Raw genomic sequence first — 1264 nt, 5'->3', positions numbered from 1 at the left:
GGCGNGGCACGGGCTGGCGTTCGCGCTGAACCCGTGCGCGAGCCTGCTGCGCCTGCACGCCGAGGCCGGCCCGGTCGCGGCGGTGGGGACGCGGCGCCGCCCGTTCGTGCACCTGTTCGGCCCCGACGCCAACGCGTTCGTGTTCGCCAACTCGGGGCTGTTCCGGTGGCGGGAGGCGTTCGACCTGCTGGTGCCGGTGAACGGGGAGACCGCGCTGATCGTCAGCGACGGCGCCGACCACCGGCGGCGCCGCCGGCTGGTCCAGCCGGCGTTCCACCACCGCCGCGTCGGCGGGTACGTGGCGCGGATGGCGGCCAACACCGACGCGGCGGTGGCGTCGTGGCGGCCGGGGCGGCGGCTGGACGCCTACGCCGAGCTGCGGTCGGTGATCCGCCGCAGCACCGTGGAGGTGCTGTTCGGGGACCGGCTCGCCGCCGACGCCGAGGTGATCGGGCGGCGGCTGCAGACCGCGCTCGCCGCGATCGACCAGAACTTCGTCCTGCAGATGGCGCTGCGGTCGGTGCCCAACCCCTACATGCGGCGGGTCGCGGCGGCCCGCGCGCAGGTGGTCGCGCGGGTGGACGAGGAGGTCGATCGGCGGCTGCGCGAGGGCGGCGCGCACGACGACGTGCTGGCCATGCTGATGGCGGCCCGCGACGAGGACGGCGCGGGCCTGACCCGCCAGGAGCTGCAGGACCAGGTCATCAGCCTGATCTCCGCCGGGTACGACACCACCAGCGCGGCGATGGCGTGGGCGGTGTACGCGCTGGCGGCGCACCCGGCCGCGTGGGAGCGGGCGCGCCGCGAGGTCGCCGAGGTGGTCGGCGACCGGGCGGTTGCGGCCGCGGACCTGCCCGCGCTGACCTATCTGGACGGGGTGGTGAACGAGACGCTGCGGCTGTTCCCGCCGGCGGTGCTCAGCGCCCGCGTCCCGGTGGAGGACTTCACCTATGCCGGGCACCGCGTCCCGGCGGGCGCGATGGTGCTGTACTCGCCGTTCGTCACGCACCGGATGCCGCAGGTGTGGCCGCAGGCGGGGCGGTTCCGGCCCGAGCGGTGGGATCCGGCCTCGCCGCTGCATCGGCCCGCGTCGCCGTCGACGTTCCTGCCGTTCGGCGGCGGGCCGCACCGCTGCATCGGGTCGACGCTGGCGACGGTGGAGCTGAAGACGATGCTGGCGTGCCTGCTGCGCGGCACGCGGCTGCGGCCGGCGGGCCCGGTGCCGGTCCCGACGAGCGTGACGGCGATGCGGCCGCGCGGCGGC

At 76.6% G+C, this 1264-nt stretch carries 1 protein-coding gene; it reads left to right on the top strand.

Annotated features, from left to right (window positions below; translation table 11 throughout):
- Nucleotides 1-82 precede the first annotated feature (82 nt).
- On the top strand, nucleotides 83-1264 hold a 1182-nt coding region (locus tag ETD96_RS43985; protein ID WP_478209508.1), incomplete at its 3' end, for a cytochrome P450.

Origin of the sequence: Actinomadura geliboluensis (assembly GCF_005889745.1) — a bacterium.
Classification (GTDB): Bacteria; Actinomycetota; Actinomycetes; order Streptosporangiales; family Streptosporangiaceae; genus Spirillospora; species Spirillospora geliboluensis.
Note: the sequence above shows the minus strand (reverse complement) of the source record. Positions and strands in the feature narration are given on the sequence as shown.